The following is a 26847-nucleotide window of genomic DNA, read 5'->3' as shown; positions in this document are numbered from 1 at the left end:
GTGCACCCCGTATCAAGGCCTCCGGTGCGGCTCTACTGCTTCCCGCACGCCGGGGCGACCTCCCTGGTCTACCGGGGCTGGCAGGCGCTCGGCGAGCCCCACCTCCTGGTCCGGGGCGTGGACGCGCCGGGCCGCGGCACCCGCCGTCAGGAGCGCCGGGCGGCCGGGTTCCACGCCCTCGTCCGGTGCATGGCCCGGCAGGTCGTGGCCGATCTGCTGGCGGAGCGGGAGCGGACGCCCGGCCTGCGCTGGGCCACCTTCGGGCACAGCTTCGGCTCCACCACGAGCCTCGCGGTGGCCGCGGAGGTGACCCGCCAGGTCGGTGTGGCACCCGAACGGGCCGTGCTGTCGGGGGCGGTCCCGCCCCGGCTCCAGCGGCCCGGGCCGCTGCTCGACTCCGTACCCGACGAGGAGCTGCTCGCCCGAACGGCCGCCGACGGCGGCACCCCGGCCGCCGTGCTCGCCGACCCGACGATGAGCCGCATCCTGCTGCGGATGCTCCGCGAGGACGACGCCGTACGGGCCGAGTTCGCCACCGAGGCCGCGAGTCTGCGGGTGGACTTCCCGCTCACCCTGATCGGCGCCCGCGAGGACGTCCACGCGCCGCCGGACAAGGTCTGGCAGTGGGCCGCGCACAGCTCGGCCCCGGCCCGCCGGGTCGAGATCGACGGCGGCCACTTCGCGGCCGTCCAGCGCCCCGAGGACACCCTGACCACCGTCGTCGACGACATCGACCCCGGGAAGGGGTGAGCGCATGGCACGCAGCAGGTACGAGGCCGAGCACGAGCAGTTCCGGGTCACCTGCCGGGAGTTCCTCCGCCGGGAGGTCCTGCCGCACCACGACCGCTGGGAGCGGGAGGGCATCGTCGACCGCGAGGTCTGGCGCAAGGCCGGCCGGGCGGGGCTGCTCGGCATCGGCGTGGACCCGGCGTACGGCGGGGGCGGCGAGCCCGACTTCCGCTATCCGGCGGTGTTCTCGCAGGAGATCATGTGGGCCCGGGCCACCGCCCCGGGGTTCGTGGCGCACAACGACGTCATCGCCACCTACCTCGCCGAGCGGACCACCGAGGAACAGCGCAAGCGCTGGCTGCCCGGCCTCTGTTCGGGCGAGCTGATCGCGGCGATCGCGATGAGCGAGCCCGACGCCGGCTCCAACGTCGCCGACATCCGCACCACCGCGGTCCGCGACGGCGACTCCTACGTCCTCGACGGGCAGAAGACCTTCATCACCAACGGCGAGAACGCCGACGTCGTCGTGGTCGCCGCCAAGACCGCGCCCGAGCGCGGCGCCCAGGGCATCAGCCTCCTCGTGGTGGAGCGCGACACGCCCGGCTTCACCCGCGGGCGGCGCATGGAGAAGCTGGGCTGGCACGCCAGCGACACCTGCGAGCTGTTCTTCGACGCCTGCCGGGTGCCGGCCGGGAACCTCATCGGCAAGGAGAACGCCGGACTCGCCTACATGATGGCGGGGCTGCCCCGGGAGCGGCTGAGCATCGCCACCGTGGCGGTCGGCGCGGCCGAGCGGATGCTGGCGGACACCCTCGAGTACGCCAGGACCCGCGAGGCCTTCGGCCAGACCATCGGCAGCTTCCAGCACAACCGCTTCCAGCTCGCCACGATGGACACCGAGCTGACCATCGCGCAGGTCTTCCTCGACCACTGCGTCGCCGAACTCAACGCCGGCCGGCTCTCGGTGACGGACGCGGCCAAGGTGAAGTGGTGGACCACGGAGCTCCAGGTCGACATCGCCAACCGCTGCCTCCAGATCCACGGCGGCTACGGCTATCTGAAGGAGAGCACCATCTCCCGGGAGTGGGCCAACAGCCGGGTGCAGACGATCTACGGCGGGACGACGGAGGTGATGAAGGAGCTGATCGGCCGGTCCCTCGGCCTCTGAACCCTCCTGGCCCCGGTGCCCCGCCCCGCGACACGCGGTGCGGGGCACCGTCCGAAAACAGCACCGGCGTTTGCGACTTCGGGGACCGGTCGGTCTGATGTACGGCATGGACCAGTCACCGACCATCACCCAGGCCCTGTCCGCGGTCGGTCCCCGGCTGAAGCGGGTGCGCACCGCTCGTGGTGTCACCCTCGCCGCGCTGTCGGAGGCCACCGGAATCTCCAAGAGCACGCTGTCCCGCCTCGAAGCGGGACAGCGCCGCCCCAGTCTCGAACTCCTGCTGCCCATCGCCCAGGCCCACCAGGTCCCCCTCGACGAACTGGTCGGCGCCCCGGAGGTGGGCGACCCGCGCGTCCGCCTCAAGCCGCACGCGGTGAACGGCAACACGGTGCTGCCGCTGACCCGTCAGCCCGGTCCGCTGCAGAGCTACAAGATGGTGCTGCCGGCCAGCCGGGACACCCCGGAGCTGTGCACCCACGAGGGCTACGAGTGGCTGTACGTGCTCTCCGGGCGGCTGCGGCTGGTCCTGGCCGACCACGACCTGGTGCTCGACCCGGGCGAGGTGGCCGAGTTCGAGACCCGGCTGCCGCACTGGTTCGGCAGCACGGGGGAGGGCCCGGTCGAGGTCCTGAGCCTCTTCGGGCGCCAGGGCGAGCGCATGCACGTCCGTGCCCGGCCGACACGCCGGACGCCCGCCTCCGGCACGTAGCCGGGGCGGGCAGGCGGGCGCGTGGGCCGGGTCACGTGGGCGGGGACGGGGGCGTGGGCGGGGCCGGGGGAGGCGGCCGGGGGAGGCGGCGGCCCGGGGGAGGCGGCCGGGGGAGGCGGCGCCGGCCACTGCCCACCGCCAGTCTCCCACCGCCCACCGCCCACCGCTCAGGACGCGGGGACGGTTGCCTCGGGGGAGCGGGCCGCGGCTGCGGAGCGGTGCGCGGCTGCGGCGCGGTGCGCGGCGAGGTCGCGCTCGATCTCCTCGTCCACCAGGTCGTGGTTGAGGGCGAAGGCGGCCGCGGCTCCCATGCCGGCGGCGGTGACGGCCTGGGCGCGCGGGTCCACCACGTTGCCGACGGCCCAGAGGCCGGGCCTGCTGGTGCGTCCGGCCCGGTCGGTGACCAGCCAGCCCTGCTCGTCCTTCGCGCAGCCGAGGCCGTCGAAGGCCCCGTCGTTCGGGGTCATCCTCGGGAAGAGGAACACCCCGGCGCACTCGACCGTCGAGCCGTCGGCGAGCTCCACCGCGTGCAGCCGTCCGTCCTTGGTCAGGAGGGTGGACACCGGTCCCTCGACCACCTCGACCCCACGCGCGTCCATGCGCTCGCGCTCCTCGTCGGCGAGGGGCCGGCTGTGCGGGACGTACACCACGTGCGGCGACCACTGGCGCAGCAGCAGTGCCTGGCCGGGGGAGGCGGGGTGCACACCGAGCACGACGATCGGCCGGTCGCGAACCTCGTAGCCATGGCAGTACGGGCAGAAGTGCACGTCCTCGCCCCACAGGGCGCGGACGCCCGGGATCTCGGGCAGGTCGTCGCGCAGGCCGGTGGCGAGGACGACGTGCCGGGCGTCGAGGCTCGCGCCGCCCTCCAGGCGGACCAGGTAACCGCCGGTCTCCCCGGCCTCCACCTGGTCCACCCGGCCCTCGATCCGGACCGCGCCGTAGCGCGCGATCTCCGCGCGGCCCGCCTCCAGCACGGTGTGCGGGGGGACGCCGTCGCGGGAGAGGAAGCTGTGCATGTGGGCCGAGGGGGCGTTGCGGGGCTCACCGGAGTCGACGACGGCTACGGTGCGGCGGGCCCGGGCGAGCACGAGCGCGGCATTGAGTCCGCCCGCCCCGCCGCCTATCACGATGACGTCGTACGAGGTTCGGTCCTGGTTGTGGTTCTGGGCGCCGGTCATGGCGATCACCTCCGCCGCCAGGGTGCGGGCGGCCGAAGACCCGGGCAATCTTTGTTGCCGTTTCCGGGACGGGGCACGCGGGCGCCGAGGCCCGCCGCGAGCGTGACCGCCCTGGCCGAATTCCGTCATTTTCGCCTTGTAGGAGAAAGCGCTCCTCCGGCCGTCGGCCGGAGGAGCGCTTTGCGTTCCTTCCCGGCGCGGCGGCCCGCGTCCGGCGAAACGGGCGCGTCCGTGGTGCTATTCCTGACGCGCAGTCAGCACATGCCCTGTGCTCGGCTTCCTTTTCGCACGAGGAGAAATCCGCAGTGACGCCTTCCGCGCAACCGCGCCGCAGACGCTCAGCCGCTCTCCGGCTGGCGGCCACCGCCGCCCTGCTCACCGCCGGCTTCCTGCCGACGACCTTCGCCAGCGCCGACGCCCCGCCGCCCAGCCTGACCGGCAGCGACTTCGAGATCGACGCCGACGCCAACCTCCGTGTCGACGTCATGGGCGACCTCGACTGGAACAACGTCTCCGAGATCCGCACCCAGGACACCCTGATCGGCGGCGAGGACAGCGCCTTCACCGAGGGCACCAAGGAGAACACCGCCGTGCCCACGCTCGGCGCCGGCGGTGTTCCCCCGAACAAGAGCGATCTGAGGTACTTCGGCGTCTACCAGGAGGGGAACACCAGCGACGGTTTCCTCCACCTGTTCTGGACCCGCGTGCAGGACCCCTCGGGCACGACGAACATGGACTTCGAGCTGAACCAGAGCCGGGTCAAGAGTGCCAACGGGGTCACCCCCATGCGGACGGTCGGCGACCTGCTGATCACCTACGACCTCGACAAGGGCGGCACCCGGCCGACGATCAGGCTGCGCCGGTGGACGTCGGGAGGTGTCTGGAGCGCGCCCGAGGACCTCTCCTCGGCCGGCGACGCCACCGGCTCGATCAACACCAGCGCGATCTCCGCGGTCGAGGGCGGCCCGCTGGGTTCCCTCAGCCCCCGCACCTTCGGTGAGGCCTCGGTCCGCCTCAGCGCGCTCCTGCCCAGCAACGGCACCTGCGCCAGGCTCGGCTCGGCCTACCTCAAGAGCCGTTCGTCGGACAGCTTCACCGCGGCCCTGAAGGACTTCATCCCGCCGTCGAACATCTCCGTATCCAACTGCGGCAGCGTCCAGATCCTGAAGACGGACGACCGCGACGTCGAGCTGCAGGGCGCCGAGTTCACCCTGTACGAGAACAACGCCCCGCTCACCCTCCCGCGCGGAGCGGAGGACGTCGTCACCACCCTGAAGTGCACCACGGACACCAACGGCGTGTGCACGATCCCCAACGTGCCGACCGGGAACTACATCGTCCACGAGACGGTCGTGCCGGCCGGCCACGACCCGGCCCCCGACCAGGCCATCACGGTGAACGCCGAGCAGACGGTGCCGCTCACCTTCGTCGACCCGAGGCAGCGCGGCGCGATCGAGATCACGAAGCTGCGCAAGCACGCCAACGCGGGAGCAGGTGACCAGCCCCACCCGGGAGTCTCGTTCACCATCGACGGCGTCACCAAGACGACGAACGCGAGCGGCAAGGTCTGCTTCGACAACCTGGAGTTCGGCAACCACACCGTGCACGAGGTCACGCCGGTCGGCTACCACGGCGAGGCCGACAAGACGGTGCTCGTGAACAACGCGGCGACCTGCACGGACGCCCCGTACGTCGGTGAGGCGGTCACCTTCCGGAACACGCCGCTGTCCAACATCACGGTCTCGTTCCAGCCGCAGGTGGACAACGGAGAGGGCCCCGGCACCAAGTCGAAGATCAGCTGCGCCCAGGCCGGCACCGACCTGACGGCGACACCGGCCGACGCCACCCCGGGTGTCTACGACGACACCTCGGAGACGTTCCGGGACCTCGAGCCCGGTACGTACACCTGCACGGTGGTCATCGACCCCTGATCCGATCCAGCGAAACCCGATCGACGGCGCCATCGCTCGACGCGATGGCGCCGTCGGGCGTGTGCGGCGTGCGTCTGGCGTCCGGGCGGCTGGTGTCTGGTGGCTTGACGACTCTGGATTGTCGAGCAATTGCGAAATCGGCGCGATATCTTGCGTCCGCTTGTCGTCGGTGGTTGAGTGTGGCCCGCCCCACAGCGCACCCGCACGGACGGTGGGGCCTCCTCCACGCCATGCCCGAAGGGGACCACCCATGAGAGTTGCCCGGCTCCGCCGTACTCGCCGCGCCAGCGCGGTCGCCCTCGTCTCCGCGCTCACGCTGACCGCGCTGGCCGCCTGCGGCACCAGCAGCAGCAGCGACGACGGCGGCGGTGCCGAGGGGAGCGGATCGACCGACCCGTCCGCCCCGCTGGACCCCCGGACGAAGGTGACGCTCACCATCGACTGCATGCCACCGGCGGCGAAGGCGGCCGAGCTCAAGGAGTGGAAGGAGGACGTCGCCGAGTTCAACAAGACGTACCCGAACGTCACCATCGAGGGCCGCTCCACCCCCGGCCAGTGCCTGGAGCCGCCGCGCTTCACGGCCATGCTCAAGGCCAAGTCCCAGCCGGACGTCTTCTACACCTACTTCACCGACCTGCCCCAGGTGCTGTCCGAGGACGGCGCCGCCGACATCAGCGCCTACGTCACCGACCGGACCGTGCCGCTGCTCAAGGACATCGACCCCGACGTCCTCGGCTCGCTCAAGCACGACGGCAAGCTCTACGGACTGCCCACCAGCAACTACACGATGGGCCTGCTCATCAACCGCAAGCTCTTCCGGCAGGCCGGGCTCGACCCCGACAACCCGCCGCGCACCTGGGACGAGGTCCGCGCCGCCGCCAAGAAGATCGCCGGCCTCGGCAACGGCACGGCCGGCTTCGGCGAGTACAGCGCGGGCAACACCGGAGGCTGGCACTTCACCGCCCAGATGTACAGCCGCGGCGGCGACATCGTCGACGCGAGCGGCCGGAAGGCCGCCTTCAACAACGCGACCGGCAGGGAGGTCGCCGCCACTCTCCACGCCATGCGCTGGGAGGACGACAGCATGGGCAAGACCCAGCTGCTCCAGTGGGGCGACCTGCAGAAGCAGATCGCCACCGACAAGCTCGGGATGTTCCTCGCCGCCCCCGACGACATCGCGTACATGGTCCAGCAACTCGGCGCGACATACGAGAACTTCGGCATGGGCCCGATCCCCGGCGGCAGGAACACCCTGGCCGGCGGCAACAACTACATGATCAAGAAGGGCATCTCCGGCGACAAGATCAAGGCCGCGATCGCCTGGCTCAACTTCAAGAACCTCACCCTCGGCAAGGGACAGTTCGACTGGGCGCGCACCAAGGCCGACAAGCTCCCCGTCGGCGTCCCGCAGCCGAACTTCTGGCAGAACGAGTCCAAGACCAAGGACGACGCGGCGCGCCTGGCCAACGCCACCATGCCGGTCGCCAACTTCAGGACCTTCATGGACAACCCGGTCCCGGGCAAGGCCGAGCCGCCGAAGGCCCAGGAGATCTACAAGGTCCTCGACACCGTGATGTCCGGCATCCTCACCAACAAGGACGCCGACATCGACAAGCTCCTGTCCACCGCCGAGGCGCAGGTCAACCAGGTCCTGGCCAACCAGTGACCGGCCCGGGCGGGGCGTCCGGCCCCCGGTCGCCCCGCCCGGCGGCAGAAACGGCAGTCCCGTACCAAGGAGCGACGATGTCGGCCCCGAGCCTGACCCCGAGCAAGGCGGGAGCTCCCCGCCCTCCCACGCCGCGAGCACAGCGCCCGCCGGCCCCCGGCGGCTCCTTCGCCAGGAGCCTGAAGCGCCATGCGACGGCCCACGGCTTCCTCATCGGAGCCGTGCTCTGCTTCACGGTGTTCTCCTGGTATCCGATGATCCGGGAGTTCCTCCTCGCGTTCCAGAAGACCGAGGGCGGCCGGACGACCTGGGTCGGCCTCGACAACCTCGTCACCGTCTTCCACGATCCGGCGTTCTGGCAGGCCTGGCGCAACACCCTGCTGTTCACCGTCCTCGCGCTGGTCCTCGGCTTCGCGGTGCCCTTCGTCGTCGCCGTGGTCATCAACGAGTTCCGGCACGGCCAGGCGTACCTCCGGCTGCTGGTCTACCTGCCGGTGATGCTGCCGCCCGTCGCCGCCGTGCTGCTCTTCAAGTACCTCTACGACCCGGGGTACGGGCTCCTCAACGAGCTGTTCCGCTTCCTGCACCTGCCCGAACAGCAATGGCTGCAGGACCCCGACCTGTCCATGCTCTCCGTGGTCATCGCCTCCACCTGGATGAACATGGGCGGCGCGACCCTCATCTACCTCGCCGCCCTGCAGGGCATACCCGGCGAGCTGTACGAGGCGGCCGAGCTCGACGGCGCCGGCCTGTTCCGCAAGATCTGGCACGTCACCGTCCCGCAGACCCGGCTCGTCCTGTCGCTGATGCTCCTCATGCAGGTCATCGCGACGATGCAGGTCTTCGTCGAACCGTTCCTGCTCACCGGCGGCGCCGGCCCCGAGGGCTCCACGACCACCGTCGTGTACCTCATCTACCAGTACGCCTTCAACTTCAACAACTACGGCGCCGCGGCGGCGCTCGGCCTGCTCCTGCTCGTCCTGCTCGCCGGGTTCTCGGCCGTGTACGTCAAACTCAGCCGCGCCGAGGACGCGTAGGCCAGGGGAGTCGACCATGTCCACACGCACACTCATCTCGCCGGCCGTCCTCGCCAGGCCCAGGGGCCGGGCGCTCTACCGGACCGTCTTCGTCCTCGTCGTCGCCGGCTTCACCCTCACCTTCATCGGGCCGCTGTACTGGCTGGCCTCCAGCGGTTTCAAGGACGCCCAGGAGGTCGTCCGGACCCCGCCGACCCTGGTCCCCGAAAGCTTCGCCCCGGACAACTACAGCCGGGCCTGGGAGGTCATGGACCTCTCCTCCCTGCTCCTCAACACCCTGTACTACGCGCTCGGCGCCCTCGTCTTCCAGCTCGTCCTCGACGTGGCGGCCGCGTACTCGCTGTCCAAGCTGCGCCCGTTCCTGGGCAGGGCGATCCTCGGCATGATGCTCGCCACCCTGATGATCCCGGCGACCGTGCTCGTCGTCCCCCAGTACCTGACGGTCCTCGACGTGCCGGTCGTCGAGCGCAACCTGCTCAACACGCCCTGGGCGATCTGGCTGCCGTCCGTCACCAACGCCTTCAACATCTTCCTGCTGAAGCGCTTCTTCGACTCCATCCCGCGAGAACTCCTCGACGCCGCCTCCCTGGACGGCGCCGGACCCCTGCGGATCCTCTGGTCCGTCGTGCTGCCGATCTCCCGCCCCATCCTCGGCGTGGTGTCGATCTTCGCGGTCGTCGGCGTCTGGAAGGACTTCCTCTGGCCGATGCTCACCCTGCCCGACCCCGCCCGGCAGACCCTCAACGTCGGCATCTACTCGCTGTCCAACGGCGTCCCCGTCAACGTGCTCATCGCCGCGCTGACCATCGCCTCGGTGCCGACCCTGATCGTCTTCCTCCTCTTCCAGCGCAACATCATGAGCGGCCTGACCGCCGGCGGCCTCAAGGGCTGACCTCCGCCCGGCCCGCCCCGCCCCGTCCCGGCCCGCCCGACCCGGCCCCTCGTGCCGGGCGCCTCCCCGAAGCCTTCGCCGCCGTCCCGTCCCACCGCCCCGCAGCCGTCGGGACGGCGGCGAAGAACCCTCCCTGCCCGAAAGGAACGACCTGTGGCAGCCCCTCACGCGCCCCGCACCGACGCCTGGTGGCGCGACGCCGTCATCTACCAGGTGTACCCCCGCAGCTTCGCCGACGGCGACGGCGACGGCACCGGTGACCTCGCGGGCGTCCGGGCGAGACTGCCCTACCTCGCCGAACTCGGCGTCGACGCCGTGTGGTTCACCCCCTGGTACGCCTCACCCCTCGTCGACGGCGGCTACGACGTCGCCGACTACCGCGCCATCGACCCCGTCTTCGGCACCCTCGACGAGGCCGAGAAACTGATCGCGGAGGCCGCCGCGATCGGCATCCGCGTCATCGTCGACATCGTCCCCAACCACGTCTCCGACCAGCACGCCTGGTTCCGCGCCGCGCTCGCCGCCGGACCCGGCAGCCCCGAGCGCGAGCGCTTCCACTTCCGGCCCGGGCGCGGCGAGAACGGGGAACTCCCGCCGAACAACTGGCCCTCCCAGTTCGCCGGCGCCACCTGGACCCGCGTCCCGGACGGCGAGTGGTACCTCCACCTGTTCGCCCCCGAACAGCCCGACCTCAACTGGGCCCACCCCGACGTCCGCCAGGAGCACGAGGACGTCCTGCGCTTCTGGTTCGAGCGCGGCGTCGCCGGCGTCCGCATCGACTCCGCCGCCCTGCTCGCCAAGGACCCCGCGCTCGCCGACTTCGAGGAGGGCGTCGACCCGCATCCGTACATCGACCAGGACGAACTCCACGACATCTACCGCTCCTGGCGCGCCGTGGCCGACACCTACGGCGGCGTCTTCGTCGGCGAGGTGTGGCTGCCCGACCCCGAACGCTTCGCCCGCTACCTGCGCCCCGACGAGCTCCACACCGCCTTCAACTTCACCTTCCTCGCCTGCCCCTGGGAGCCCGGGCGGCTGCGCGGCGCCATCGACGGCACCCTCGCCGAGCACGCCCCCGTCGGCGCGCCCGCCACCTGGGTGCTGTGCAACCACGACGTCACCCGCACCGCCACCCGCTACGGCCGCGAGGACACCGGCTTCGACTTCGCCAAGAAGCGCTTCGGCATCCCCACCGACCTCGCCCTCGGCACCCGCCGCGCCCGCGCCGCCGCGCTGCTGACCCTGGCCCTGCCCGGCTCCGTCTACCTCTACCAGGGCGAGGAACTGGGCCTGCCCGAGGCGGACGTGCCCGCCGACCGCATCCAGGACCCCATGTACTTCCGCTCCGGGGGCACCGATCCCGGCCGCGACGGCTGCCGGGTCCCGCTGCCGTGGGAGGCGCAGGCACCGGCGTACGGCTTCGGCACCGGCGCCGAGCCGTGGCTGCCGCAGCCCGCCGACTGGGCGCACTACGCCGTCGACCGCCAGAGCGCCGACCCCCGCTCCATGCTCACGCTGTACCGCGAGGCGCTGCGGCTACGCCGCTCCGAGCCCGGCTTCGGCGACGGGCCGATGGACTGGCTGCCGGCGGGGGAGGACGTCCTGGCCTTCGCCCGGCCCGAGGGCCTGCTGTGCGTCGTCAATCTCTCCGGTTCGCCCGTCTCCCTGCCCCCGCACGACCTTCTCCTGCTCGCCAGCGGCCCGCTCGGACCCGACGGGACCCTCCCGCCGGACACGGCGGCGTGGCTGCGGTCCTCGGCCGTCGGCCCCTGACCTTCGGACACCGAAGGATTCGCTTTCCACTGCAACTGGCTTGCATTTCTTGCGCTACGCTTGCGTTCATGACGCGACGACTTGCTCAGGTGGCGAAGAAGGTAGGGGTCAGCGAGGCGACGGTCAGCCGTGTCCTCAACGGCAAGCCCGGGGTCTCCGAGGCGACCCGCCAGTCGGTCCTCACGGCCCTGGACGTCCTCGGATACGAGCGGCCGACGCAGCTGCGCGGGGAGCGCGCCCGGCTCGTCGGCCTGGTCCTCCCCGAGCTGCAGAACCCGATCTTCCCCGCGTTCGCCGAGGTCATCGGGGGAGCGCTCGCCCAGCAGGGGCTGACCCCCGTGCTGTGCACCCAGACCAGGGGCGGCGTGTCCGAGGCCGACTACGTCGACCTCCTGCTGCAGCAGCAGGTCTCCGGCGTCATCTTCGCCGGCGGCCTGTTCGCGCAGGCCGACGCCCCGCACGAGCACTACCACCAGCTCGCCGAGCGCAAGATCCCGGTCGTCCTCGTCAACGCCTCCATCGAAGGCCTTGACTTCCCCTGCGTCGCCTGCGACGACGCGGTCGCGGTCGAGCAGGCCTGGCGCCACCTGGCCTCGCTCGGCCACGAGCGGATCGGCCTCGTCCTCGGGCCCTCCGACCACGTGCCCTCGCGCCGCAAGCTGGCGGCCGCCCGGGTGGCCGCCGAGGCAGCGGGCATGACCTGGGCGGACGAGCTGGTGGAGCGGTCGATCTTCTCCCTGGAGGGCGGCCAGGCGGCGACCACCCGTCTGTTGGAGCGCGGGGTCACCGGCATCGTGTGCGCGAGCGACCCGCTCGCCCTCGGTGCCATCCGGGCCGCCCGCCGACGGGGGCTGTCCGTTCCCGCCGACGTGTCGGTGGTCGGCTTCGACGACTCGGCGTTCATGACCTGCACGGAGCCGCCGCTGACCACCGTCCGGCAGCCGATCGAGGCGATGGGGCGCGCGGCGGTCGACCTGCTCGGCGCGCAGATCCAGGGGAGCGCGGCACACCCCGGCGAGCTGCTCTTCGAGCCCGAGCTCGTGGTGCGCGGCTCGACCGCGCCGCCGCCCGCCGAGTGACCCTCTGAGGCTCCGTCACCCGCCCGCTCCGTCGCTCCGCCCCCATCCCCCACCCTCTTTCCATGCCCCAGCCGCGTCGCCGAACGGCACCGGTGTCCCCGCTCCTCGCAGTGGCCAGGACACCGGTGCCGTTCGGCGTTTCAATCGCCGTTCTGTGTCGGGGACTTGACGGGATCGTTGACAAACACGGCAGGCAGTAGAAACCTGTCACCTCGACGTTGCAAGTGAGTCACATATCTACTCAAGAAATCGACGCGACGTCGCCATCCTTTGATGGAGTCGTGCTGGGCTCCTCCAGTCCAGGTCGACCTCGGCGCCTCCGTCGCCCTCCACGATCCGCTGCCCTGCTCCGGACAGACCCTCATCGCCGGCTACGAGCCGGCTCCCCCTTCGTGATCCGCAGGAACTGACCACCGAAACGGATCCCCGACCGGAGCCCACCAACCCGGAACCCCCGCACCGTCCGCATTCCACGACATCAGAAATGCGAGGAACGATGACGACCCCCACCTGGAGATCACGGTGGCTCAGCGCCGCGATCACGACGAGCCTGCTGGCGCTCGGCGGTCCCCTCATGACCGCCCACGCCGCGGGCGGACCCGACATCGCGCTCGGCGACCCCGCGTCGGCGAGCAGCGCCCACAGCGGATACGCCGCCGCGAACATCACGGACGGCGACCAGAGCTCCTACTGGGAGAGCGCCGGCACCGGCCTGCCCCAGTGGGTCCAGGCCGACCTCGGCGGCAGCGAGCGGGTCGACGAGGTCGTCCTGAAGCTTCCCGCGGGCTGGGAGAGCCGCACCCAGACCCTCGCGATCCAGGGCAGCGCCGACGGCACGAGCTTCACCACCCTGAAGGGCTCCGCCGCCTACACCTTCAACCCCGGCTCCGGAAACACCGTCACCGTCGCCTTCCCGGCCACCCGGACCCGCTACGTCCGCGTCGCCGTCAGCGCCAACACGGGCTGGCAGGCCGCCCAGCTCTCCGAGCTCGAAGTGCACGCCGCCGGCGAGTCCTCGACGAACCTCGCGGCCGGCAAGACCCTCCGGGCCAGCAGTCACACGGAGGTGTACGCCGCCCCCCACGCCAACGACGGCAACCGCTCCAGCTACTGGGAGAGCGCCAACAACGCGTTCCCGCAATGGCTGGAGGCCGACCTGGGCTCCTCGCTCGCCGTCAACCGCGTGGTGCTCAAGCTGCCGGCCGGCTGGGGCGCCCGCAGCCAGACCCTGAAGATCCAGGGCAGCGCCGACGGCACCGCCTACACCGACCTGACGGCAGCCCAGGCCTACGCGTTCGACGCGGCGCACGACAACACCGTGACGATCTCCCTCGACTCCACCACCACACGCTTCGTCCGCGTCCTGGTGACCGCCAACACCGGGCAGCCCGCCGCCCAGATAGCCGAGCTGGAGGTCTACGGCCCGGCCACCGGCGACACCCGGGCGCCCACCGCGCCCACCAACCTGGCGTACACCGAGCCCGGCAGCGGTCAGATCAAGCTCACCTGGACCGCCTCGACCGACGACGTCGCCGTCGCCGGGTACGACATCTACGCCAACGGCACCCTGCTGACCGCCGTCGCCGCCGACGTCACCACGTTCACCGACAGCAGGCCGGCCGACCAGACCGTCTCCTACCGCGTACGGGCCCGCGACGCCGCCGGCAACCAGTCCGGCGACAGCAACACCGTCACCCGCGTCGGCGACGCCGGCGACACCCAGGCGCCCACCGCCCCCGCGAACCTGGCGTACACCGAGCCCGGCAGCGGTCAGATCAAGCTCACCTGGACCGCCTCGACCGACAACGTGGGCGTCACCGGCTACGACGTCTACGCGAACAACGTCCTGCGGCAGAGCGTCGCCGGTGACGTCACGACCTTCACCGACACCCAGCCCGCGACCAGCACGGTCACCTACCGCGTCCGCGCCAAGGACGCCGCCGGCAACCGGTCCGGCGACAGCGACACCGTCACCCGCAACGGCAGCGGCGGAACCGGCTCCAACCTCGCCGTCGGCAAGCCGATCGAGGCCTCCTCCACGGTCCACACGTACGTCGCCGCGAACGCCGACGACAACGACACGGCCACCTACTGGGAAGGGGCCGGCGGCAGCTATCCGAACACCCTCACCGTCAAGCTCGGTGCCAACGCCGACGTCGACCGGCTCGTCCTCAAGCTGAACCCCGACACCGCCTGGTCCGCCCGCACCCAGACGATCGAGGTCCTCGGCAGGGAGCAGAACGCCTCCGGCTACACCGGCCTGGTCCCCGCGAAGAGCTACGCCTTCGACCCGGCGAGCGGCAACACGGTCACCGTCCCGGTGTCCGCCCGCGCCGCCGACGTCCAGCTCAGGTTCACCGCCAACTCCGGCGCCCCGGCCGGGCAGCTCGCCGAGTTCCAGGTGATCGGCGTCCCCGCGCCGAACCCGGACCTCGTGGTCACCGGCCTGACCACGGCGCCCGCCGCCCCGGTCGAGTCGGATCCCGTCACCGTGACGGCCACCGTCCGCAACGACGGCCCGGCCGCGGCCCCGGCGAGCAGGCTCGCCCTGCGCCTCGGCGGCACCAAGGTCGCCACCGCCGACGTCGGCGCCCTCGCGGCCGGCGCCCAGGCCACCGTCACCGCCTCCCTCGGCACCCGGGAGGCGGGCTCGTACGAGCTGAGCGCGGTCGCCGACGAGACGAACGCGGTCATCGAGCAGAACGAGACCAACAACACCTTCACCAGCCCCACGGCCCTCGTCGTCAAGCCGGTCGCCGGCTCCGACCTGGTCGCCACCTCCGTCGCGACCACCCCGTCCAGTCCCTCCGCCGGTGACACGGTCTCCTTCAAGGTGACGGTGAAGAACCAGGGCAACCAGCCCACCGCCTCCGGCGCCCAGGACGTCACCCTCAGCCTGCTCGACCAGCGCGGGAGCACGGTCAAGACCCTGACCGCCACCCACGGCGGCACGCTCGCGCCCGGCGCCTCGGCCGTCGTGACCCTCGGCCCGTGGACCGCGGCCGACGGCACGTACACCGTGCGGACCGTCCTCGCCGCCGACAGCGCCGAACCGCCGGTCAAGCGGGCCGACAACACCTCCACCCAGCCGCTGTTCGTCGGGCGCGGCGCCCACATGCCGTACGACATGTACGAGGCGGAGGACGGCACGACCGGCGGCGGCGCCACCGTCCTCGGCCCCAACCGGACCGTGGGCGACCTGGCCGGCGAGGCGTCCGGCCGCAAGGCCGTCAGCCTCGACGCGACCGGCGAGTACGTCGAGTTCACCACCCGCGCCGCCACCAACACCCTGGTCACCCGCTTCTCCATCCCGGACGCCGCGGGCGGCGGCGGGATCGACTCCACGATCGACGTCTACGTCGACGGCGTCTTCAAGAAGGCACTGCCGCTCACCTCGAAGTACGCCTGGCTGTACGGTGCCGAGGCCGCGCCCGGCAACTCACCCGGCGCGGGCGCCCCGCGGCACGTCTACGACGAGGCGCACCTGATGCTCGGCGAGACCGTCCCCGCCGGCAGCCGGATCCGTCTCCAGAAGGACGCCGCCAACACCAGCACCTACGCGATCGACTTCGTCAACCTGGAGCAGGTCGCCCCCGCGGCCAACCCGGGCCCCGCAGCGTACACCGTGCCCGCCGGCTTCACCCACCAGGACGTGCAGAACGCCCTCGACAAGGTCCGCATGGACACCACGGGCACGCTCGTCGGCGTGTACCTGCCGCCCGGCGACTACCAGACGTCGAGCAAGTTCCAGGTCTACGGCAAGGCCGTGAAAGTCGTCGGCGCCGGCCCCTGGTACACCCGGTTCCAGGCACCCACGACCCAGGACAACACCGACATCGGCTTCCGGGCCGAGGCGAGCGCGAAGGGCTCGCTCTTCAAGGGCTTCGCCTACTTCGGCAACTACACCTCGCGCATCGACGGCCCCGGCAAGGTCTTCGACCTCGCGAACGTCTCCGACATCGTCATCGACGACATCTGGAACGAGCACATGGTCTGCCTCTACTGGGGCGCCAACACCGACCGCGTCACCATCAGGAACTCCCGGATCCGCGACCTGTTCGCCGACGGGGTCAACATGACCAACGGATCCACCGACAACCTCGTCACCAACAACGACGCCCGCGCCACCGGCGACGACAGCTTCGCGCTGTTCTCCGCGATCGACGCGGGCGGCGCCGACATGAAGAACAACGTGTACGAGAACCTGACCACCACCCTCACCTGGCGGGCCGCCGGCGTCGCCGTCTACGGCGGCTACGACAACACCTTCCGCAACATCCACATCGCGGACACGCTCGTCTACTCCGGCATCACCATCTCCTCGCTCGACTTCGGCTACCCGATGAACGGCTTCGGGACCGGGCCGACGACCTTCGAGAACGTCTCGGTCGTCCGCGCCGGCGGCCACTTCTGGGGGAACCAGACCTTCCCCGGCATCTGGCTCTTCTCGGCCTCGAAGGTCTTCCAGGGAATCCGGGTGAACCACGTGGACATCGTCGACCCCACCTACAGCGGGATCATGTTCCAGACGAAGTACACGGGCGGTCAGCCCGAGAACCCGGTCAAGGACACCGTCTTCACCGACATCTCCGTGACGGGCGCCCGCAAGAGCGGCGACGCCTGGGACGCCAAGTCCGGTTTCGGCGTCTGGGCCAACGAACTCCCCGAACCGGGCCAGGGCCCGGCCGTCGGCGAGGCGACGATCAACTGCCTGCGCACCAGCGGCAACGCGCAGGACATCCGCAACACCACCGCGTTCCGGCTCACCGTCAACCCCTGTTGACCGCGGCCCGGCGATGCGCCGGCCCCGCTCGACCCGCGTGACCCGTTCGACCCGCGTGACCCGCGTCCGCCGCACCTCGCGGCGGACGCGGGCGCCGTAGCTGGTTCGCCGGCCTGAAGGTGGCCGGGCGCGCAGCCGGGGCCGCCATCTCTTCCCTCCTCACGCGGGCGGGGAACCCGTCCGCAGCAGCAGCATGGCGATGTCGTCGGTGTAGTGGCCCGTGGGGCGGGCCTGCTCCAGGAGGAGGTCGATGAGGCGATCGAGACCTTCCCCGCTGTGCCGGCCGAGGTGCTGGGCGAGGCCGTCGGCGATCCGCCCGATGTCGGTGCCGGGAGCCTCGACCAGACCGTCGGTGTACAGGGCGAGGGTCGTGCCCGGGGGGAGGGGCAGCACGGTGAGCGGGTAGGGGATGCCGAGGTCGACCCCGAGCAGCGGGCCGGGGTCGAGTTCCATGACGAGCGGCGGCAAGGCGGGACGGTGCAGGAGCGGCGGTGGGTGGCCCGCGCTGGCCACCACGGCTTCCTGGCGTTCGAGGTCGATGTGCGCGTACAGGCAGGAGACGAGCAGGTCGGTCTCCAGGTCGGCCAGGACGCGGTTGATCCGGGCGAGGACGTGGTCGGGCGGGGCGCCCGCGGTGGCGTGGACGGCGGTGCGGACCTGGCCCATCAGTGCCGCGGCGGGCACGTTGTGGCCCTGGACGTCGCCGATGACGGCCGCGGCCGTGGTCGGATCGATGCGGATGAGGTCGTAGAAGTCGCCGCCGATCTCCATGCCGTGGCTGGCCGGAAGGTAGCGGGCGGCGGTCTCGAGTCCCGTCAGGGCCGGCAGGCTGCGCGGCAGGAGGGCCTGCTGCAGGCCGTGGGCGAGGTCGCGGGTGGCGTCGTAGAGGCGGGCGCGGTCCAGGGCCTGGGCGATCAGCCCGGCGAGGGAGGTCAGCACGGCGCGTTCGTCCGCGCTGAAGGACCGGGGCTCGTTGTAGGAGAGGATGCAGCAGCCCACCGGGCGGCCGGAGATCACCAGGGGCAGGAAGGCCCACGCCTGTTTGCCGCTGATCCGCGGCGCGTGGGGGTAGCGGCGGGCCATCTCCTCGGGGTCGGCGAAGAAGGACGGGACGCCGTCGGCGAGGGCCTTGCCCGCGGGGGTGAGGTCGGTGTCCAGGGGGAGACCGTCGAGTCGGTCGATGGTCCGCCGGTCGTAGCCGTGGTATCCGGTGATCTTCAGACGGCCGGCGTCGGCCGCGGAGACGACCAGGCCCTCTGCGCCGAAGGCGGGCAGCACCTGGTCGGCGATGAGCTCGACGACGTCCCGGACGGCGACCGTCTCGGTCAACGCGGCGGCCAGGTGCACCAGTTGGTACAACCGCCCGGTCTGCGCGGTGCGCGAGCCCGCGCTACCGGTGGGCCGGGAGGCGCTGGTGGCCGCCGGCCGGTCGTCCTCCTGGGCCGTCGCCGGGGTGATGCGGACACTGATGCCGCTGACGTCCGGGTAGACCTGGAAGCGCAACCAGGTGTCGGGGGGCCGCAGCGCGGTGAAGGCGACCGGGTCCCGGCTGATGACCGCGGTGCGGTAGTGGTCCTCGACGACCGTGTCGTCCAGCCAGGGCAGGGACTGCCAGGGGCGGGTGCCCAGCAGTCGGCCGGACCCGGCGCCGAGCAGGGATTCCGCCGAGGCCGTCAGGAAGGTGATCCGCCCCTCCAGGTCCATGCCGAGAGCTCCCTCGGGCAGGCGCTCGACGTAGTCCACCGCCGCCTGCGGGGACAGGCCGCCGTGCGAGCGGCCGACCTCGCCGAGCTGGACGAGGCGGGGCTGCTCGGGCACGACGGGCGGTACGGCGGCCTCGTCCAGGGCATGGGCGACGCGCCGGGCGGCGGAGCCGATGTGGCTCCGTTCCCGGCGGGTGGGGGCGGCCGGGTGACTGGCGGGCCACAGCAGCAGCAGCGCGCCCAGGCACCGGCTCCTGCCCTGCATCGGGGCGGCGGCGAGCGCGAAGCGATAGGGCAGGCTCGCGGCGGCGCGCGGATAGGTGCGGGCCATGTCGTCCTGCGATCCCACCCAGACCAGCCGGTTCTCCCGGACCGCGTCGCTCACCGGGACGGACGCGGTCAGCGGAAGGCGCAGCCACGGCCACGCCACCTCGACCGGTACGCCGCAGATCACCGCGAGGCCCAGCGTCCCCGAGGCCTCGTCCAGCAGATAGATCCCGCCCGCGGACGCTCCGGTGCGGCGCACGGTATCGGCCAGCAACCTGTCCAGCAGGTCTGCGGCGTCGAGCCTCTCACCGGGGACGGACACCGTTCACGTATCCGTCCGCGCAGTACACCGGACAGCCATAAGCCGACCATACGCCCCCGACCTGCCGGGCCGGGCAGGCGGAAGGCGGTCCGGCGGGACGGCGCGGTCCGGCCGGCGGGCGGCGGGCTGCCGCACACCACGACGGTACGGGCCTCGCCGACGTGCTGATCATGAGGACCGGCGGCCGGATAGCCTGGGCGGATGCTTACCGAAGTGACAGCGACCCGCTATGTCACGCCCCTGCGTGAGGGCGGCTCGCTCCCCGGGATCGTCGAGGCCGACGACCTCGGTACCTACGTCATGAAGTTCACCGGCGCCGGGCAGGGCCGCAAGACCCTCGTCGCCGAGGTGATCTGCGGGCAGCTCGCCCGCCGCCTCGGGCTGCGGGTGCCGGAGCTCGTCACCCTCCAGCTCGATCCCGTCATCGGACTCTCCGAGCCCGACCAGGAGGTGCAGGAGCTGCTGAAGGCGAGCGGCGGGCTGAACCTCGGCATGGACTTCCTGCCCGGCTCGCTCGGCTTCGACCCGCTCGCCTACGAGGTCGACCCGAAGGAGGCCGGCCGGGTCGTCTGGTTCGACGCGGTGATCAACAACGTCGACCGGTCCTGGCGCAATCCGAACATGCTGGTCTGGCACGGCGAACTGTGGCTCATCGACCACGGCGCCACCATGATCTGGCACCACAACTGGCCCGGCGCCCAGGCGTCCGCCGCCAAGCCCTACGACGCCTCCGACCACGCGCTCGCGCCGTTCGCGCCGGACGTCGCCGCGGCGGCCGCCGAGCTCGCCCCGCTGGTCACCCGCGAGCTGCTCACCGAGATCGCCGCGGACGTGCCCGACGAGTGGCTGGTGGACGAACCCGGCTTCACGAGCACCGACGAGCTGCGGGCCGCCTACGTGGAGGCCCTGCTGCCGCGCGCCGCCACCATCCACGAGCGGATCACGCTCGGTCCGCGCACCGACCGGCGCCCCCAGCAGCCGCCCGGCTGGCTCGCCGAACGCCTCGCCCCCCGGCCGCAGGCCGCCCAGGACGCCCCCGAGAAGGACAGCACCCCGTGACCGACCGCGATGTCTTCGAGTACGCGCTGCTGCGGGTCGTGCCCCGCGTCGAGCGCGGCGAGTGCTTCAACGCCGGCGTGGTCGTCTACTGCCGCGCCCGCTCCTTCGTGGCGGCCCGCACCCATCTGGACGAGGCCAAGCTGGCCGCGCTCGACCCCGGCGCGGACGTCACCGGCGTCCGGGCCGCGCTGCACGCCGTCGAGGGGGTCTGCACGGGCGGCGAGGCCGCCGGGCAGGCCGCCCGGGACGACGCCGGACGGCGCTTCCGCTGGCTGATCGCGCCCCGCTCGACGGTGGTGCAGCCCGGCCCGGTGCACACCGGTCTGACGGCCGACCCCGAGGCCGAGGTGGAGCGCCTGCTCGATCTTCTCGTGCGCTGAGTGATCCGGTGCACCCGGTGGGCCGTTGACACCGGGTGCCAGGGCTTCTAGCGTCTCGTCCTGCGGTCGATACTAAGCGGTCGCTCATCTCCGGCCAGGATGGGTGTCCGGGGAGAGCGGGCGGCTCGCGGGGTACGGACCGTATCCAGGGACGAACCAAGGGCGAGGAGAACCAGCATGTCCACCACCGAGCAGCGTGTAGCCGTCGTCACGGGTGCCGCGCGGGGCATCGGAGCCGCCACCGCGATCCGGCTCGCGGCCGAGGGCCGCGCCGTCGCCGTACTCGACCTCGACGAGGCGGCCTGCAAGGACACCGTCGAGAAGATCACCGCCGCCGGCGGCACCGCGCTCGCCGTCGGCTGCGACGTCTCCGACAGCGCCCAGGTGGAGGCCGCGATCGCCCGGGTCGCCGCCGAGCTGGGCGCCCCGACGATCCTCGTCAACAACGCGGGCGTGCTCCGCGACAACCTGCTCTTCAAGATGTCCGAGTCCGACTGGGACATCGTGATGAACGTGCACCTCAAGGGCGCGTTCCTGATGGCCAAGGCCTGCCAGAAGCACATGGTGGACGCGGGCTTCGGCCGGATCGTCTCGCTCTCCTCCTCGTCGGCGCTCGGCAACCGCGGCCAGGCCAACTACTCCGCCGTCAAGGCCGGTCTGCAGGGCTTCACCAAGACCCTCGCCAAGGAGCTCGGCAAGTTCGGCATCACCGCCAACGCCGTCGCCCCCGGCTTCATCGTCACCGAGATGACCGCGCAGACCGCCGAGCGCGTCGGCATGGGCTTCGAGGAGTTCCAGGCCGCCGCCGCCACCATGATCCCGGTCCAGCGCGTCGGCACGCCCGAGGACATCGCCAACGCCATCGCCTTCTTCACCGGCGACGACGCGGGCTTCGTCTCCGGCCAGGTCCTGTACGTGGCCGGCGGACCGCTCAACTGACCTGCGGCGCGGAGGAGTTCACGTACATGAGCACGAAGGAGCTGCCCGAGCTCTCGGGCAAGGTCGCCCTCGTCACCGGCGCGAGCCGGGGCATCGGCTACGGAGTGGCCGAGGCCCTCGTCGCCCGCGGTGACCGGGTGTGCATCACCGGACGGGGCGAGGAGGCCCTCAAGGCGGCCGTGGAGCGGCTCGGCGCCGACCGGGTCATCGCGGTGCCCGGAAAGGCGCACGACGAGGCCCACCAGGCCGCCGCGGTCGAGGCCACGATGGAGGCCTTCGGCCGGGTCGACTACCTGGTCAACAACGCCGGCACCAACCCGGTCTTCGGCCCCATCGCCGAGCTCGACCTGGGGGTGGCGCGAAAGGTGTTCGAGACCAATGTCGTCTCGGCGCTCGGCTTCGCCCAGCAGACCTACCGGGCGTGGCAGAAGGAGCACGGCGGGGCGATCGTGAACATCGCCTCGATCGCCGGCATCTCCGCGTCGCCGTTCATCGGCGCCTACGGAATGAGCAAGGCGGCCATGATCAATCTCACCCTCCAGCTGGCGCACGAATTCGCGCCGATGGTCCGGGTCAACGCGATCGCGCCGGCCGTCGTGAAGACCAAGTTCGCCGCCGCGCTCTACGAGGGCCGGGAGGCCGAGGCGGCCGCCCCGTACCCGCTCGGCCGGCTGGGCGAGCCGTCGGACATCGGCGGCGCGGCCGCCTTCCTCACGTCGTCCCAGTCGGACTGGATCACCGGTCAGACGCTGGTCGTCGACGGCGGCATTTTCCTGAACGCCGGTGTCGGGTGACCGGTATCCGGACACTTCCCTGATTTATTGACCGGTTTGGCCCCGGTTATACGACGAATGCCTTGAGTGCCCCGCCCGGGCGGACGATTGACCTGGCGGGGCGCTGCGGTATCGTCTGCCGATCCCAGGCTGAACGAGGAGCGTGCACGTGTTCAACCGGACCAGTCTGCAGGCCGCTGCAGCCCTTGCGTCCATATCCCTCCTGTCCGGATGCAGTGTGTTTTCGGACGGTGAATCCGCAGCGGAACAGAGAATCGTCGTAGGGACGACGAGTTCTCCCACGACCCTCGATCCGGCCGCCGCCTGGGACAATTCCTGGGAGCTTTTCCGGAATGTCTTCCAGACGCTCGTGAGCTTCCCGACCGGTAGTACGAGTCCGCAGTCGGACGCCGCGGACTGCCAGTTCAAACAGGGCTCCTCCAGCCGGGTCTTCGAGTGCCAGGTGCACGACGGGCTCACCTTCTCCAACGGGCACAAGCTGGACGCCGAGGCCGTCAAGTACTCGATCGAGCGGATCCGCACGATCGACCACAAGGGCGGTCCCAACGGCATGCTGGGCTCGCTCGACAAGGTCGAGGTCGTCGACCCCCGCACGGTGGTCTTCCGGCTCAACCGCCCGGACGCGACCTTCCCCTTCATCCTCGCCACCCCGGCCATGTCGATCGTCGACCCGGCCGAGTACCCCGCGGACAAGATCCGCGAGGACGGCAAGCTGATCGGCTCCGGTCCGTACGTCCTCGACTCGTACACCGAGGGCGAGAAGGCCGAGCTGACCCGCAACCCCAGCTACAAAGGCTTCGCCGACCGCAAGAACGGCGGCGTGACCATCCGGTACTTCAAGGAGTCCGAGGCGATGGTCTCGGCCCTGAAGAAGAAGGACATCGACGCCACCTACCGCGGTCTGACCGCGGCCGAGGTCGTCGAGCTCCAGAACGACAAGCCGGAGAACCAGGGCCTCCAGCTGGTCGAGTCCACCGGCGCCGACATCCGCTACCTCGTCTTCAACACCAAGGACGACGACTCGGTCGCCAAGCTGCCCGTCCGCAAGGCCATCGCCCAGCTCGTCGACCGCGAGGAACTGGTCAACAAGGTCTACCAGGGCACCGCGGAGCCGCTGTACTCGATGGTCCCCAAGGGCATCGCGGGCCACACCACGAAGTTCTACGACCGCTTCGGGCAGCCGGACAAGGCCAAGGCCAAGGCCATCCTGCGCTCCGCCGGCATCACCAAGCCGGTCAAGCTCGACTTCTGGTACACCACCGACCGGTACGGCTCCTCGACCGCGCCCGAGTTCGCCGAGCTCAAGCGCCAGCTGGAGGAGTCCGAGCTCTTCGAGGTCACCCTGCACGGCAAGCCGTGGAAGGAGTTCCAGGCGGGCTACCAGAAGGGCCAGTACCCGGTCTTCGGCCGCGGCTGGTTCCCCGACTTCCCGGACCCGGACAACTTCATCGCCCCCTTCGTGGGCAAGGAGAACGTCCTCGGCACCCCGTACGTCAGCCCCCGGATCACCGACGAGCTGCTCCCCAAGTCCCGGCGGGAGAGCGACCGCGCGGCCGTCACGGACGAGTTCACCGAGGCGCAGGAGATCATGGTCCAGGACGTCCGGCTGCTGCCGCTGTGGCAGGGCAAGCTCTACATCGCCGCGAGCGAGGACATCGCCGGCGGCGAGCGGGCGCTCGACCCGCAGACCGTCATGCAGATGTGGGAGCTCAGCCGCCGCACCAGCTGGTAGGGGGTCGCGGGACCCGGGCGGCCGACGGCGTTGTCAGTGGTCCCCGGTAGGTTCTCGTTCGGAGTAAACGAAAGCCCACCGGAGGTTGTTGACGTGACCGACACCGACATGCTGCCCGAGTCCTGGCGCGGCGTCCTCGGCGAGGAGCTGCAGAAGCCCTACTTCAAGCAGCTCACCGAGTTCGTCGAGGAGGAGCGGGCCAAGGGGCCGGTCTACCCGCCGCGCGAGGAGGTCTTCGCCGCGCTCGCCGCCACCCCGTTCGACAAGGTGAAGGTCCTGGTCCTCGGCCAGGACCCGTACCACGGCGAGGGCCAGGGCCACGGACTGTGCTTCTCCGTCCGCCCGGGCGTCAAGACCCCGCCCTCGCTGCGCAACATCTACAAGGAGATGCAGGCCGAGCTCGGCCACGCCATCCCCGACAACGGCTATCTGATGCCGTGGGCCGAGCAGGGCGTCCTGCTGCTCAACGCGGTCCTCACGGTCCGCGCCGGCGAGGCCAACTCGCACAAGGGCAAGGGCTGGGAGAAGTTCACCGACGCGGTGATCACCGCCGTGGCCGGCCGCCCAGATCCGGCGGTCTTCGTCCTCTGGGGCAACTACGCGCAGAAGAAGCTGCCGCTCATCGACGAGGAGCGGCACGTGGTCGTCAAGGGCGCCCACCCCTCCCCGCTGTCGGCGAAGAAGTTCTTCGGCTCCCGCCCGTTCACCCAGATCGACGAGGCCGTCGCGGCCCAGGGACACGAGCCGATCGACTGGCGCATCCCGGACCTCGGCTGAGCCTCGCCCGGATCCGGCGCGGCGGGGGCTAGCGTCGGACCCGGTCCCTCGCCGAGAGGGGCCCGGGAGGACAGCACGTGGAGGCCGTAGTGACCGGGCAGCAGGTGTCGGACGACGCCGTCATGACCAGGATCGGGCAGGCGATGATGCTGCTCCACGGCGGCGACCGGGAAGAGGCCCGCAATCGCTTCGGCGCGATCTGGGACCAGCTCGGACCGGACGGCGACCCGCTGCACCGGTGCACGCTCGCGCACTACATGGCGGACGCCCAGGACGACCCGGACACCGAGCTGGCCTGGGACCTGCGGGCCCTGACGGCCGCCGAGGGCCTCGACGAGGACCGGCTCGCCCGGCACCACTCCGCGGCGGCGCTGCGCGCCCTCTACCCCTCGCTGCACCTCAACCTGGCCGCCGACTACGTGAAGCTGGCCCGCCCCGACGCGGCCCGGGTCCATCTGGACCGGGCCCGCGTCGCCGCCGAGGGCCTCGACGACGACGGGTACGGCAACGGGGTGCGGGCCGCGATCGAGCGCCTGGAACTGCGCCTGCGAGGCCGGCGTCCGTAGGACGCGTCCTCCCGTCGGGCCGGGCTCGCGACCCGCTCCCCGGGACGCCCGGGCGTGCCGCTCGGATCGCGCCGGGCTCACGACGTCCGGGGCACCCGCTCTCACGACGTCCGGGGGACACGCCCCGGTGGCGTCGAACTCCTGTCGTGGCCCGCGGGGCAGGCGGGAGTTCGACGACAGGCCCTAGCCGCCCCGGCAGATCCGGGCCTGCTCGCTGTGCGGGCTCCAGCCGCCGTACGACTCCCCGAGGGCGCACACGTCGGCCCGGTCGCGGGGCACGTGCGGGAGCTCGGGCAGGACGACGTCCGGGTACCGGGGCGGGCGGGGACGCGGTACGGCGGAGGGGTGCGGCTGCTCCGTACGGCGCGGGTGCGCGGTCCCGGACCCGCCGGGCGCGGGCCGCTCGACGGGCGACCGGGGCGCGGGCGCCGGGGGATCGGGCATCGCCGCCTCCAGGGCCTCGCGGGCGGGGCCCTGGACGATCTGCGGTGCGACGTCCTGGCCGGCGGGATCGGCGGCCCGTCCGGTCGGGGGCGCGGGGGCCGTCGCCGGCGGTTCGACCGCGACGCAGCCCGTGAGCGCGGCCATGGCCATTCCGACGAGCAGCGTCCTTGTGGTTCCGGTTTTATGCACCCGCGCAACTCTGCTGGTCGCGGGTGCCGCGGTGCGCCCCTACTCGCGGGGAATGCCCCGCATGAGTGATCACCCCGGTGCCGGGCTGACCGGCCCGCCGGCCGGTCCCGCACGCGCAGCCCGCACCGGGGTCCCGGATCGGGCGCGCCCGGCCGGTCAGTCGCCGGTGGCGCCGTCGATGCGTTCCCGGACGAGGTCCGCGTGGCCGTTGTGGCGGGCGTACTCCTCGATCATGTGCAGGTAGATCCAACGCAGGTTGAAGGTCTCCCCGGTGCGGTGCTTCCCGGCGCCGACGTCGTCGAGCTCGCGCTCGGCGGCGTTGGCCCGGGCCACGGCGATCTCGCCCTGCCAGGCCGCGTACGCCTCCTCCCAGGTGTCCTCGTCGGTGACGTGGAAGTCCCGGTCGCGGTCCTCCGGGGTGCAGAAGATCCAGCCGGGATCGTCGCCCACCAGGACCTTGCGGAACCACCCGCGCTCGACCTCGGCCATGTGCCGCACCAGACCGAGCAGGGTGAGGTCGGAGGGCGGGGCGGAGGCGGTGCGCAGCTGGGTCTCGTCCAGGCCTTCGCACTTCATGGCCAGGGTGGCCCGGTGGAAGTCGAGCCACTCCTCCAGGGCCGCGCGCTCGCCGGTGAGGGTGCCGGGGTCGACGCGCGGGGTGGAGGTGATGCGTTCGGCAGTCATGCCCGGCATCGTCGCCGATGACCCGCTCCCGTGGCCAGGGAAT

The 26847-nt window shown here is 71.5% G+C and carries 22 protein-coding genes; 18 read left to right on the top strand and 4 right to left on the bottom strand.

From position 1 onward, the window contains the following. The 3 genes from ACIGXE_RS14520 (at position 1) to ACIGXE_RS14510 (ending at position 2606) form a co-directional block, all read left to right on the top strand. Complete coding sequence (locus ACIGXE_RS14520; protein ID WP_399747038.1) at positions 1-750, top strand: thioesterase II family protein; 750 nt, start codon at positions 1-3, stop codon at positions 748-750. Positions 751-754: 4 nt separating this feature from the next. Beyond that, entirely contained in the window at positions 755-1897 is a 1143-nt protein-coding gene (locus tag ACIGXE_RS14515) for an acyl-CoA dehydrogenase family protein (protein ID WP_399747037.1), read from the top strand. Positions 1898-2003: 106 nt separating this feature from the next. After that, positions 2004-2606 carry a helix-turn-helix domain-containing protein gene (locus ACIGXE_RS14510; RefSeq protein ID WP_399747035.1) on the top strand — a complete coding sequence of 201 codons (603 nt, stop codon included), beginning with the start codon at positions 2004-2006 and terminating at the stop codon, positions 2604-2606. A 167-nt stretch (positions 2607-2773) separates the two neighbouring features. On the opposite strand, the gene ACIGXE_RS14505 is transcribed toward ACIGXE_RS14510, so the two are convergent. Further along, positions 2774-3787: an NAD(P)/FAD-dependent oxidoreductase gene (locus tag ACIGXE_RS14505; protein WP_399747033.1), complete on the bottom strand. Its 1014-nt coding sequence runs from the start codon at positions 3785-3787 to the stop codon at positions 2774-2776. 305 nt (positions 3788-4092) lie between these two features. Between ACIGXE_RS14505 and ACIGXE_RS14500 the strand changes: the two genes are divergently transcribed. The 8 genes from ACIGXE_RS14500 (at position 4093) to ACIGXE_RS14465 (ending at position 16948) form a co-directional block, all read left to right on the top strand. Further along, complete coding sequence (locus ACIGXE_RS14500) at positions 4093-5718, top strand: collagen binding domain-containing protein (RefSeq protein ID WP_399747032.1); 1626 nt, start codon at positions 4093-4095, stop codon at positions 5716-5718. Positions 5719-5968: 250 nt separating this feature from the next. Continuing rightward, positions 5969-7384, top strand: coding sequence for an ABC transporter substrate-binding protein (locus tag ACIGXE_RS14495; RefSeq protein ID WP_399747030.1), 1416 nt, complete (start codon positions 5969-5971; stop codon positions 7382-7384). Between the two features lie 77 nt (positions 7385-7461). After that, positions 7462-8421, top strand: a complete 960-nt coding sequence (locus ACIGXE_RS14490) for a carbohydrate ABC transporter permease (protein ID WP_399747028.1) — start codon at positions 7462-7464, stop codon at positions 8419-8421. A gap of 16 nt (positions 8422-8437) precedes the next feature. Beyond that, complete coding sequence (locus tag ACIGXE_RS14485; protein WP_399747026.1) at positions 8438-9313, top strand: carbohydrate ABC transporter permease; 876 nt, start codon at positions 8438-8440, stop codon at positions 9311-9313. 153 nt (positions 9314-9466) lie between these two features. Beyond that, positions 9467-11086 carry a glycoside hydrolase family 13 protein gene (locus tag ACIGXE_RS14480; RefSeq protein ID WP_399747024.1) on the top strand — a complete coding sequence of 540 codons (1620 nt, stop codon included), beginning with the start codon at positions 9467-9469 and terminating at the stop codon, positions 11084-11086. Positions 11087-11154: 68 nt separating this feature from the next. Then, positions 11155-12165, top strand: a complete 1011-nt coding sequence (locus ACIGXE_RS14475; RefSeq protein ID WP_399747022.1) for a LacI family DNA-binding transcriptional regulator — start codon at positions 11155-11157, stop codon at positions 12163-12165. Between the two features lie 273 nt (positions 12166-12438). Beyond that, on the top strand, positions 12439-12561 hold the full coding sequence (locus ACIGXE_RS14470) for a hypothetical protein (RefSeq protein WP_399747020.1): 123 nt from the start codon (positions 12439-12441) through the stop codon (positions 12559-12561). A gap of 100 nt (positions 12562-12661) precedes the next feature. Further along, complete coding sequence (locus ACIGXE_RS14465) at positions 12662-16948, top strand: discoidin domain-containing protein (RefSeq protein ID WP_399747018.1); 4287 nt, start codon at positions 12662-12664, stop codon at positions 16946-16948. Positions 16949-17107: 159 nt separating this feature from the next. On the opposite strand, the gene ACIGXE_RS14460 is transcribed toward ACIGXE_RS14465, so the two are convergent. Beyond that, on the bottom strand, positions 17108-19240 hold the full coding sequence (locus ACIGXE_RS14460) for a SpoIIE family protein phosphatase (RefSeq protein ID WP_399747016.1): 2133 nt from the start codon (positions 19238-19240) through the stop codon (positions 17108-17110). A gap of 201 nt (positions 19241-19441) precedes the next feature. On the opposite strand from ACIGXE_RS14460, the gene ACIGXE_RS14455 reads away from it, so the two are divergent. From ACIGXE_RS14455 to ACIGXE_RS14425, 7 genes are all read left to right on the top strand, one after another. Next, entirely contained in the window at positions 19442-20299 is an 858-nt protein-coding gene (locus tag ACIGXE_RS14455; protein ID WP_399747015.1) for a HipA family kinase, read from the top strand. Then, positions 20296-20679 carry a DUF3037 domain-containing protein gene (locus ACIGXE_RS14450; RefSeq protein WP_399747013.1) on the top strand — a complete coding sequence of 128 codons (384 nt, stop codon included), beginning with the start codon at positions 20296-20298 and terminating at the stop codon, positions 20677-20679. Before ACIGXE_RS14455 ends, ACIGXE_RS14450 begins: the two co-directional genes overlap by 4 nt. 177 nt (positions 20680-20856) lie before the next feature. Beyond that, a complete protein-coding gene (gene fabG / locus ACIGXE_RS14445) occupies positions 20857-21618 on the top strand; it encodes a 3-oxoacyl-ACP reductase FabG (protein ID WP_399747011.1) in 762 nt (253 codons plus the stop codon). Between the two features lie 26 nt (positions 21619-21644). Further along, on the top strand, positions 21645-22412 hold the full coding sequence (locus ACIGXE_RS14440; protein ID WP_399747009.1) for an SDR family oxidoreductase: 768 nt from the start codon (positions 21645-21647) through the stop codon (positions 22410-22412). Positions 22413-22560: 148 nt separating this feature from the next. After that, complete coding sequence (locus tag ACIGXE_RS14435; protein WP_399747007.1) at positions 22561-24144, top strand: ABC transporter substrate-binding protein; 1584 nt, start codon at positions 22561-22563, stop codon at positions 24142-24144. Between the two features lie 93 nt (positions 24145-24237). Beyond that, positions 24238-24921 (top strand): uracil-DNA glycosylase, encoded by a 684-nt coding sequence (gene ung, locus ACIGXE_RS14430; protein ID WP_399747006.1) that lies wholly within the window; start codon positions 24238-24240, stop codon positions 24919-24921. 122 nt (positions 24922-25043) lie between these two features. Continuing rightward, positions 25044-25487 carry a hypothetical protein gene (locus ACIGXE_RS14425; protein ID WP_399747151.1) on the top strand — a complete coding sequence of 148 codons (444 nt, stop codon included), beginning with the start codon at positions 25044-25046 and terminating at the stop codon, positions 25485-25487. A gap of 183 nt (positions 25488-25670) precedes the next feature. On the opposite strand, the gene ACIGXE_RS14420 is transcribed toward ACIGXE_RS14425, so the two are convergent. Further along, positions 25671-26075: a hypothetical protein gene (locus tag ACIGXE_RS14420; protein ID WP_399747004.1), complete on the bottom strand. Its 405-nt coding sequence runs from the start codon at positions 26073-26075 to the stop codon at positions 25671-25673. Between the two features lie 201 nt (positions 26076-26276). Next, a complete protein-coding gene (locus tag ACIGXE_RS14415; RefSeq protein WP_399747002.1) occupies positions 26277-26813 on the bottom strand; it encodes a DinB family protein in 537 nt (178 codons plus the stop codon). Positions 26814-26847: the final 34 nt, after the last annotated feature.

Origin of the sequence: Streptomyces sp. NPDC053431, from assembly GCF_044544925.1 — a bacterium.
Taxonomy (GTDB): Bacteria; Actinomycetota; Actinomycetes; order Streptomycetales; family Streptomycetaceae; genus Streptomyces.
The sequence above is the reverse complement of the archived record's forward strand: the minus strand, read 5'-3'. Positions and strand labels throughout refer to the sequence as shown.